The organism is Streptomyces luteolus (genome assembly GCF_029968015.1).
GTDB lineage: Bacteria > Actinomycetota > Actinomycetes > Streptomycetales > Streptomycetaceae > Streptomyces > Streptomyces luteolus.
Map to the genome: position 1 here is coordinate 1 of NZ_JASCIS010000088.1, position 8,165 is coordinate 8,165.

General features: G+C 66.0%; 6 protein-coding genes and 1 pseudogene. 5 read left to right on the top strand and 2 right to left on the bottom strand.

Going from position 1 to position 8,165, the window contains the following annotated elements; all coding sequences use genetic code 11:
• Both QIT00_RS38285 and QIT00_RS38290 read left to right on the top strand, forming a co-directional pair.
• Positions 1-463, top strand: a pseudogene (locus QIT00_RS38285) (ATP/GTP-binding protein); the annotation flags it as partial.
• Between the two features lie 851 nt (positions 464-1,314).
• Positions 1,315-2,781, top strand: coding sequence for an ATP-dependent nuclease (locus QIT00_RS38290; protein ID WP_282540125.1), 1,467 nt, complete (start codon positions 1,315-1,317; stop codon positions 2,779-2,781).
• Between the two features lie 233 nt (positions 2,782-3,014).
• Here QIT00_RS38290 and QIT00_RS38295 read toward each other — a convergent pair whose 3' ends face one another.
• The gene (locus tag QIT00_RS38295; RefSeq protein WP_282540126.1) at positions 3,015-3,539 is read right to left on the bottom strand and encodes a DinB family protein; all 525 of its coding nucleotides are present in this window, start codon (positions 3,537-3,539) and stop codon (positions 3,015-3,017) included.
• 176 nt (positions 3,540-3,715) lie between these two features.
• On the opposite strand from QIT00_RS38295, the gene QIT00_RS38300 reads away from it, so the two are divergent.
• The 3 genes from QIT00_RS38300 (at position 3,716) to QIT00_RS38310 (ending at position 7,055) form a co-directional block, all read left to right on the top strand.
• Entirely contained in the window at positions 3,716-4,066 is a 351-nt protein-coding gene (locus tag QIT00_RS38300) for a VOC family protein (RefSeq protein WP_282540127.1), read from the top strand.
• 123 nt (positions 4,067-4,189) lie between these two features.
• Positions 4,190-5,716, top strand: coding sequence for a helix-turn-helix domain-containing protein (locus QIT00_RS38305; RefSeq protein WP_282540128.1), 1,527 nt, complete (start codon positions 4,190-4,192; stop codon positions 5,714-5,716).
• 871 nt (positions 5,717-6,587) lie between these two features.
• The gene (locus QIT00_RS38310) at positions 6,588-7,055 is read left to right on the top strand and encodes a DUF5990 family protein (protein WP_282540129.1); all 468 of its coding nucleotides are present in this window, start codon (positions 6,588-6,590) and stop codon (positions 7,053-7,055) included.
• A gap of 295 nt (positions 7,056-7,350) precedes the next feature.
• Here QIT00_RS38310 and QIT00_RS39135 read toward each other — a convergent pair whose 3' ends face one another.
• Positions 7,351-8,100: an IS5 family transposase gene (locus tag QIT00_RS39135; RefSeq protein ID WP_408909945.1), complete on the bottom strand. Its 750-nt coding sequence runs from the start codon at positions 8,098-8,100 to the stop codon at positions 7,351-7,353.
• Positions 8,101-8,165: the final 65 nt, after the last annotated feature.

Genomic DNA, 8,165 nt, shown 5'->3' on the forward strand with positions numbered 1-8,165 from the left:
GATTCACAACGTCTCGCAGGTCACACGGGCTGGCGGCGAGGTCTCAGACACCTTGAAGTATTTCTCCGAACGCATCCCCGCGACGTTCGTCTACGCGGGCATCGGCCTCGAAACCAGCGAACTCCTGGCAGGCACCCGAGGTGCCCAGATCGCCGGCCGCTTCACCCTCGTCCCCACCCGCCCATTCCCCTACGGCGACGAGTGGAAGGGGCTGGTGGCAACCATGGAGGAGACCTTGCTCCTGCATGAGCACCCGCCGGGCAGCCTGGTCAAGCTGGACCGCTACCTTCACAACCGAGCCGACGGCATGATCGGTGCGTTGTCCCACGCCATCCGGGGCGCCGCGATCGACGCGATCCTCAACGGGACGGAACGCGTGACCAAGGAGGGGCTCGACGCAATCCCCCTGGACCACGCTGCGGAAACCCCGAGGAAACTGCTGAAGAACACGGTCACACGGTGACCGGAGCTCTGCCGGGACGGCTGGCCCGGCTTCCCATTCAGGTCTCACCGCGACTTGGTGAGGGAACCGACTCCTTCATCCGCCGCCTCGCTCGAGCCAACCACCTCAGGCCCAGCTACTTGCACGGATTTCTCTGCGGACCGCCATTCTGGTTCGGAAAACCGCGCGTTGAACGTCTCGCCGACGTCACCGGACGCATGGTCGCAAGCCTGGAGCAGGCGCTGCTCGATGTGAGTACTTCGCGCCGCCGCTATCGGCCAGGGCCGGGACGAGCACACCTCGCAAGCAGGCAGCCGGAACTCTACCTCCAGCTGCATGACGCTGCCCGCGACGAGGGCCTGACCCTCCGGCAACTCGCCGACCGCTACGGCGTCCCGAAGCGATTCGTGCGAGACGCCCTCACCCGCAACAGGCCATTGTCCCGCGCCCTCCGGCCCCATCAGACCCCAGTGACTCGTCCGGTCGCGCCGTTGATCAACGCAATGCTCGACGTGGGCCTCGGCACCCGAGACATCTGGACCGCGTTGATGGACGACCACGACACGTCCGTCTCCTACGCGACGCTCAGCCTCTACATCTCCAAACGCCGCCGCCACGTCGCCTGGCTCCAGCAACGATGGGAGATCGCGAAACAGCATCGCAGGCCCCGCGCGCCTCAGCGAACAGCAAGTCCACTACGCCCCATCCCACCATCCATCCGAGCGCCGACCATCCCAACGAAGACAGTCCCACCGGGCTTGGGCGACGGGCCATCTTTCACTTCATCAGATCTGGGACGATGAACCAACAAGCAGTCGAGAGGCACATAGGGGGCAGTGGTGGCTGACTACAGGAGCGAAGTCCGACCGAGCGTGATCACCGACTTGGAGACCAAGGCCTCCAAGGAGAACTACGGCAAATACCTCAAACGGCTGACCTTGCGGAAGCTCCGGGGGTTCACGGATCGAGAGGTCACCTTCGACTTTCCCGTCACCGCACTGGTCGGGCCGAACGGCGGAGGCAAGACCACAGTCCTGGGGGCGGCGGCGCTGGCCTACAAGAGCGTGTCACCGGGACGGTTCTTCGCCAAGAGCGGCAAGTACGACGCCAGCATGCAGAACTGGTCGATCGAGTATGAACTCATCGACAAGGAGCACACGCCGCGCCTGTCGGTCTCACGCACCGCCAGCTTCAAGCAGCTGAAGTGGAACCGCACCGCCCTGGACCGCGAGGTGCTGGTGTTCGGAGTCGAGCGAACCCTACCCGCCACGGAGCGGTCCAAGCTCAAGGCCGCCGTCGGCGGGTCCTTCGCCGCCGCCCGCGAGGTGACCCTTGATCCCGAGGTCACGCAGCATGCCGCGAAGATTCTGGCCAAGCCCATCGAGGGGTTTCGGCAACTCTTCGTGGACACTGCGGGCAAGGTCTCGCTCTTCTCCGGGCTTACCCCTCGGGGGGACGGTTACTCCGAATTCCACTTCGGTGCCGGCGAGGCGAGCGTTATCCGGATCGTCGCCGAAGTCGAAGCGGCCTCACCCGGAGCCATGATCCTCATCGAGGAGATCGAGAACGGCCTGCACCCGATGGCCACTCAGCGCATGGTCGAGTACTTGATCGGTGTCGCCCACCGCAAGTCCTGCCAGGTCATCTTCACCACGCACTCCAACGACGCGCTCGCCCCGCTGCCCTTCAAGGCCATCTGGGCCGCTCTGCAGGGCAACGTGATCCAGGGAAAGCTCGACGTCAAAGCCCTGCGGACCATCACCGGACAGATCCAGGCCAAGCTCGCGATCTTCGTCGAGGACGACTTCGCCGAGCTCATGGTCCTCACCGCTCTGCGCAGCCATGGTGGCATCGAGCTCGACGAGGTCAAGGTGCATGCGATGGGAGGGCACGACCCAGCCATCAAGGTCAACACCCATCACAACGTCGACCCCACAGCAACCTATCCGTCGATTTGCATCCTCGACGGCGACCAGGCCGAACGCGCCAACCCGGTTAATGGCATCTTTACGCTTCCTGGATCCAGCTATCCCGAAGCCCATGTGCTGGAACGGGTGTTGGACTGTCTCGACGAGGAAGCAGGTCGGCTCGCGGTGGCCCTCCACCTGGGCCTGCATGCGCAGGAACGGGTGAAGAAGGTGGTGACAGAGCGGGCACTGACCAACTGGGACCGGCACACGATCTGGGAGCAGATCGGTGGCGACCTGGACTTCACCTCTGGCCACATCGTCAAGAGCGCGTTCCTGACGACCTGGGCCCAGCAGTTCCCCGAGGAGGTCAAGGCTCTGGTCGCGGGGATCGGCGACAAGCTTCCCCTTCGGGACGGCAACCAGTCGTGACGTCATCAGAACCGGGTAGTGCCCCCTCTTGGGGCACTACCCGCGAACCGTCTCATTCAACTTAGTCCACGCAGGTCAACGCGAGGCGAGCGACTAACTTCATTGAGACAGGACACCCGGCCGGAGGGCACATACCCGTTTCCCGTGGCGCGTCGCACAGTCGGGACGAGACACACGTCACGCGGACGCGGGCTCGCCCCCGGGATGCGCCAGGCCGTGTCCGTAAAGTCCCGTCACCCCATGCTCTTCGCGCCGTCCAGGGACTCGCGGATGATGTCGGCGTGGCCGGCGTGCTGCGCGGTCTCGGCGGCGATGTGCATCAACGCCCGCCGCGCCGACCAGCGGGCATCCTCCTCGAACCAGGGCGCCTTCGGCAGCGGCCAGGAGACCCCCAGGTCGGGCAGGGTCGCGATCAGCTCGTCGGTACGGGCGGCCACCTCCTCGTACTCGGCGAGGATGCCGGCCAGGGTCTCGCCGGGCAGCATCCGGAAGCCCTGGGTGTACGCCTCCACCTGGGCCTCGGTCATGGACCCGAAGTCCCCCATCTCGGATGGGCCGTTCAGGATGAAGTTCGTCCAGTTGCGCTCGACCTCGGTGACGTGCTTGACCAGTCCGCCCAGGCACAGCTCGCTGACCGTGGTGCGCCGCGCGGCCTGCTCGTCGGTCAGGTCACGGGTCGTGAAGCGCAGGAAGTGGCGGTGGTGGGCGAGCAGGTCCAGCCATTCGGCCCGCTCGCCGGTGAGCTTGTTCTCGGGCATGGTCTTCACCTTCCGCAGATGCCGCCCCTGTCGGCCGGCCAGGAGTGACAGTAGGAGCCATCGAGGCCAGATCGTGTCCTGATTGCCCGGGGAACCCGCGCCAGTAGACGCAACGCACCCCTGAGGTCGATTCACCCCAACTATCGCCTATGCGCGACATATGTGAGCATCAATGCATGTTCACCGGCTCACACGTGATCCTCTACTCCCAGGACGCCGAGGCCGACCGAGCCTTCCTCCGGGACGTCATCGGCTTCCCGCACGTCGACGCGGGCGGCGGCTGGCTCATCTTCAAGTTGCCGCCCGCCGAGGTGGCCGTTCACCCGACCGAGGGCGAACCGAAGCACGAGTTCTATCTGATGTGCGACGACCTGGACGCCGCCCTCGCCCGCCTCGGCGAACGCGGCGCCGAGGTCACGCGTCCGGTCGCGGAGGCGCCGTGGGGCAGGCTGACGGCGGTCCGGCTGCCGAGCGGCTCCGAACTGCCGCTGTACCAGCCCCTGCATCCGGTCGCCCACAACCTCTGACCCGGCGTCAACACCCCTGCCCCCGAACGTGATCCCGGAGCGATCCCGAACGCGACACGCGGCGTCACCCGGATGGACGCACTCCGTTTCTCTTTTATCTCACATCCGATATACGGTCGCGGCATGGCAGACGACTACCTCGTACGCATCGGCAAGCTCATCCGTGACGCCCGTCAACACCGGGGCTGGACACAGTCCCAGCTCGCCGAGGCACTCGGTACCAGCCAGAGCGCTGTGAACCGCATCGAACGCGGCAACCAAAACATCAGTCTTGAGATGATCGCTCGAATCGGTGAAGCACTCGACAGCGAGATCGTCTCTCTGGGCTACGCCGGTCCGATGCATCTGCGCGTCGTCGGCGGCCGCCGGCTCTCCGGCTCCATCGACGTCAAGACGAGCAAGAACGCCTGCGTCGCGCTGCTCTGCGCCTCGCTGCTCAACAAGGGCCGTACGGTGCTGCGGCGCGTGGCGCGTATCGAGGAGGTCTTCCGGATCCTCGAGGTCCTCGGCTCCATCGGGGTGCGCACCCGGTGGATCAACGAGGGCGTCGACCTGGAGATCGTGCCGCCCGCCACGCTCGACCTGGACGCCATCGACGCGGACGCGGCCCGCCGTACGCGCTCGATCATCATGTTCCTCGGCCCGCTCCTGCACCGGATGGACCGCTTCAAGCTGCCGTACGCGGGCGGCTGCGACCTCGGCACGCGCACCGTCGAGCCGCACATGATCGCCCTGCGCCGCTTCGGCCTGGACATCACCGCGACCGAGGGCGTCTACCACGCGGAGGTCCAGCGCACCTCGCCGTCCCGCCCGATCGTGCTGACCGAGCGCGGCGACACCGTGACGGAGAACGCGCTGCTCGCCGCGGCCCGGCACGACGGCGTCACCGTCATCCGCAACGCCTCCTCCAACTACATGGTCCAGGACCTCTGCTTCTTCCTGGAGGCGCTCGGCGTCAAGGTCGAGGGCATCGGCACGACGACGCTGACCGTGCACGGCGTGCACACCATCGACGTGGACGTGGACTACTCCCCCTCCGAGGACCCGGTCGAGGCGATGAGCCTGCTCGCCGCCGCCGTCGTCACGGAGTCCGAACTCACCATCCGGCGCGTGCCGATCGAGTTCATGGAGATCGAGCTGGCGGTCCTGGAGGAGATGGGCCTCGACACCGACCGCTCCGCCGAGTACGCCGCCGACAACGGCCGCACCCGTCTGGTGGACCTGACCGTGCGCCCCTCCAAACTGGAGGCGCCGATCGACAAGATCCACCCGATGCCGTTCCCGGGCCTGAACATCGACAACGTCCCGTTCTTCGCGGCCATCGCGGCCGCCGCCCAGGGCCAGACCCTCATCCACGACTGGGTCTACGACAACCGCGCGATCTACCTCACCGACCTCAACCGCCTGGGCGGCCGCCTCCAACTCCTGGACCCGCACCGGGTCCTTGTCGAGGGCCCGACCCGCTGGCGCGCCGCCGAGATGATGTGCCCGCCGGCGCTGCGCCCGGCGGTGGTCGTCCTGCTGGCGATGATGGCGGCGGAGGGCACGTCCGTACTGCGCAACGTGTACGTCATCAACCGCGGCTACGAGGACCTGGCGGAGCGGCTCAACTCCGTGGGGGCGCAGATCGAGACGTTCCGGGACATTTGATGACCCGTATCGTCGCACGGCCCTGACCTGCAGAAACGCGAAAACTCACAATCCCGTGGGACTTCTCTGGGGCTTCTCTGGGACTTCTCTGGGACTTCTCTCTCCATGCTCTCGCAAGAAGTCCCACGGCACCCCCAATTGGCCTGCGGCTACGCGAAAATCGCAGCTGGTGGCTCCCGCACCCCACCGGCGTCACCAGCACGCTGCCCACCCGCACCAGGGGCAACTCGAGTTGCCCGCTGCCCGCGCAGTCGATCACTCAGTCCGGCCGGGAAGGCAGACCACCCGAACAGAAATCGACGACGGTTCGCCGACTACGAGCGGCCCAAAAACTCAAGAGCCGGAGGGGCAGGGCGGGTCGATGTGCACGGCGTCGCCTGTCGGCACCCTTTGAGGTCGACCGAGCCGTATTCGCCGACTCCGCCGAGCTGCGGTCGTCGGGGTCCTCCGGGTCCGAGGCCAGATACTCGCCCGACGTGATTTGCGATTCCGTACGTGACCGCGCCTACTGTAACGGCGTCAGCTCACCAACGCGCGGGAGCCAGCACCAAGCCAGAGGCCGCTAGGAAGGCTTCAAGGCTGATGGCTCCGCTGCCGGTGCCGTCGTCCCATTCCCAGACACCGCTTCTTCCATGGCACCTCTGGCGCATCGCTCGGTACCGGGATGCTCCACTCGACATGCTCAGTCGCGACCTTCGCCTCTGCCCGCTTCAGCGGCCCCGTCGACTACGGGCTGGTCGGTGACGAGATCGTTAGCAGGTGATCGTCTGCCGTGAGGTCGATTCGCCGGAATCGCAGTGCTATGCCGGGGAAGACTGGCACCTTCGAAGTGAGTCGGGTCTTGTGGGGACGGATGGAGGAGCATGGGGCCATGCAGATCCATATTGAAGCCTCCGAACTGCCGGGCCGCTCCTGCGCCGTCGCCGGCACCGACGTTCCCGGGTACGACAACATTCACGTGGGTGTTCAGCGCAAGGACAAGCCTGGCGAGCTGCTCGACCTGCACCCCGGCGATGCCCCGTCGGCTCTCTGGACGCTGGACTGCACCGCCGTATCCAATGCGGGCGGTGGAGTCGAGGTCAAGGGCCCATACATCCAAAACCGGCTCGGTGGACGCTTTATCTACCTGTCGTGGGGGAACGTTGACGAGTCCGGTGCCTTCACGATGTTCCGCCGCGCCAAGCTGATGCTCGGCGACGTCGATCCGGGCGTTCTTGAAGCCGCTGCCCGGACGGGGCACCTCACCGCAAGGCTGAGCCTCACCGATGCCAAGGGTCAGCCACTATGTGCTCGTGTGCGCCCGCCGCATCTTCAATGGACGGCCACGGACAGAACGTGATGCCGGCCCTTCGGACCAGGCTGTCACTCACCGCATTGAGAGGGTCTTCACCTCATTTCACAGGTCGCGTGGCTGGTGTGGGCCTGGGTGAGCAGTACAAACTTAGCGAGTGTCGTTGACCACTACCCGGACTGAATAGCTACAGCGCACTGAACTGCCCCGCCTAGCGTGGAGGCATTCAGCATGCCTTCGAGGGCCTGCCGAACCGGTGGGCCCTCATGCAGAAGCCGCGCGGGATACCGAATCGGGCCGTTTGAGTCGTGCTCATTCGCGGTTCTAGGGCCTGTCTCCTCGATCACGTGCGGGGCCAGACGAGGAGTGCCGCGGCGGTGACGGTGCCGAGGAAGACGTATCCGCGCTTGTCGTGTCGGGGCGCGACGGCTCGGAACTGCTTGATCTTGTTGATCGACCGCTCCACGGTGTTTCGAGCTTTGTATCGGGCTTTGTCGAAGCCAGGGGGCCGGCCACCGCGTGAACCCCTCCGCCGACGGGCCGATCTTGTGTCGCTCTTCTCCGGGATTACGTGTCGGATACCGCGTCGTCGCAGGTAATCGCGGATCAGTCCGTTGCTGTACGCCCTGTCGGCGCCGACGCTGTCCGGTAGCCGCCTCGGTCTTCCCGCCCTGAGCCAGGGAACGCGGATCTTGTCCATGACCGGCTCAAACTGGGTGCCATCTGCACGCTGTCCCGGCGTAAAGACTAAAGAGAGTGGGCGGCACCGGCCGTCCGCGCTCAGGTGGAGCTCAGTGGTCAGTCCGCCGCGGGAGCGGCCCAGAGCTTCGCCCGCCGCGACGCCTCCACCAGGCATGAGTACGAGCGCAGTGCGTACGCATGTGAACTGATCTTTGCGCGGCCCCCCCTTGAGGCGCCGAGTGACGACAGCGGCGGAGCCTGCGGGCCCCGGCGGCGTGCTGGTGAGCGCGGATCGAGGTGGAGTCGATGTTGATGTTCCAGTCGATGCCGCCCGCAGCGTCGGCGACGGCCTGGACATGCTGGAGCAGCTTCTCCCAGGTGCCGTCGACTGACCACCGCAGGTGCCGCTCATGACTGCCGTCAAGAGCGCCAGAGGCCCCGCCGGATTCAAGCATTCCCGGCGGGGCCTCTGGCATT

Excerpts from the sequence above, each read along its gene's own strand:
- QIT00_RS38295 (WP_282540126.1), bottom strand. The coding sequence starts at position 3,539 with ATGCCCGAGAACAAGCTCACCGGCGAGCGGGCCGAATGGCTGGACCTG.
- QIT00_RS38300 (WP_282540127.1), top strand. The coding sequence starts at position 3,716 with ATGTTCACCGGCTCACACGTGATCCTCTACTCCCAGGACGCCGAGGCC.
- QIT00_RS38305 (WP_282540128.1), top strand. The coding sequence starts at position 4,190 with ATGGCAGACGACTACCTCGTACGCATCGGCAAGCTCATCCGTGACGCC.
- QIT00_RS38310 (WP_282540129.1), top strand. The coding sequence starts at position 6,588 with ATGCAGATCCATATTGAAGCCTCCGAACTGCCGGGCCGCTCCTGCGCC.
- QIT00_RS39135 (WP_408909945.1), bottom strand. The coding sequence starts at position 8,100 with ATGAGCGGCACCTGCGGTGGTCAGTCGACGGCACCTGGGAGAAGCTGC.